Annotated in this window: 1 protein-coding gene; it reads right to left on the reverse strand. The window is 50.2% G+C overall.

Translation table 11 applies throughout. The features are described from left to right. Positions 1–8 precede the first annotated feature (8 nt). Positions 9–1,171 (reverse strand): IS3 family transposase gene (locus HUF18_RS13080; RefSeq protein WP_225692502.1). Its coding sequence is split into 2 segments (ribosomal slippage): positions 9–916 and positions 916–1,171, totalling 1,164 coding nucleotides; the frame shifts between segments, so codons are not numbered across the junction. Positions 1,172–1,235 lie beyond the last annotated feature (64 nt).

Consider the following 1,235-nt stretch of genomic DNA (forward strand, 5'->3'; position numbering starts at 1 on the left):
TGTAGTGGTCAACTAATTCCGGACACGGTCTTAAGTAATTCTTCGGCTGCAGATGGGCTCAGCCCATTGTTAGCACTGTGTGGCCTGTAGCCGTTGTAGTAATGCATCAAATACCGGCCCACATCCATTTTTGCTTCCATCACCGAACGATACCCCTTATCCGGTATCCACTCGGTTTTCAGACTTCGGAATAAACGCTCCATCGGCGCATTATCCCAGCAGTTTCCGCGGCGACTCATACTCTGCTGCATCCTGTAACGCCACAGCTGTTGCCGATACTTCAGGCTTGTATATTGAGCTCCCTGATCGGAATGAAACGTCACACCGGATGGTTTTCCCCTTCGCCGATACGCATCATCCAAAGCCTTAATGACCAGCTCTGCCTGCGCTTTATCAGAGATCGCCCAGCCCACCACTTTGCGGGCGTACAGATCCAGCACAACGGCCAGATAAATCCAGCGTCCACCGGCTCGTATAAAGGTGATGTCGCCACACCAGATCCGATTGGGTGCCGTAACGGTAAACCTACGGTTCAAACGATTAGGAATCGACAGATGCTCTGCCGTTGCTGGTTTATATTTATGTGCTCCGGGCTGTTTGCTGACTAAGCGCTGCTCTTTCATTAAACGAGCGACCATATAGCGACTCACCTGGTTGCCATTTTCATTCAGCTTGTCGCGAATTCCCCGGCTTCCAAGTGAGCCACGGCTGATTTTAAAGACCTCAGCCACGTGAGCTTTAAGGTGTACACGCTGGCTATTGATACGGCTTACTCTGTTGCGATAGGCGTAATAACAAGAGCGGTGAATATCAAATAGTGAGCACAGCTTCTTAACCGGATACCGCTCTCTCAATTGGTTGATCAGCGGGTAGGCTTGATCGCGTCTGACATTAAGAGAGCCGTAGCCTTTTTTAGAATGACCTTGTCTTCCTCCAGCTCTTTAATTCGGGCTTCAAGTGCCTGAATTTTCTGCTGTTCGGGCGTGAGGGCTTTGCCCTTTGGCGTAGTACCGCCGCGTTCTTCCTGTAACTGATCAATCCAGCGCCGCAGAGTGGTATCGCCAATATCCAGCGCCTGACAAACCTCGGAAACAGCACGTTGCTGATCGAGCACCATACTGGCGGCTTCTTGCTTGAACTCTGCAGTAAAAATACGACGTTGTTTTTTCATTGGACACCTCTTGGGTTGTGATTTTATCACCTAAGCGGGTGTCCGGATTGATTAGACCACTACA

It is taken from the genome of Thalassolituus sp. ST750PaO-4, assembly GCF_020320405.1.
GTDB classification, from domain to species: domain Bacteria; phylum Pseudomonadota; class Gammaproteobacteria; order Pseudomonadales; family Oceanobacteraceae; genus Venatoribacter; species Venatoribacter alkanivorans.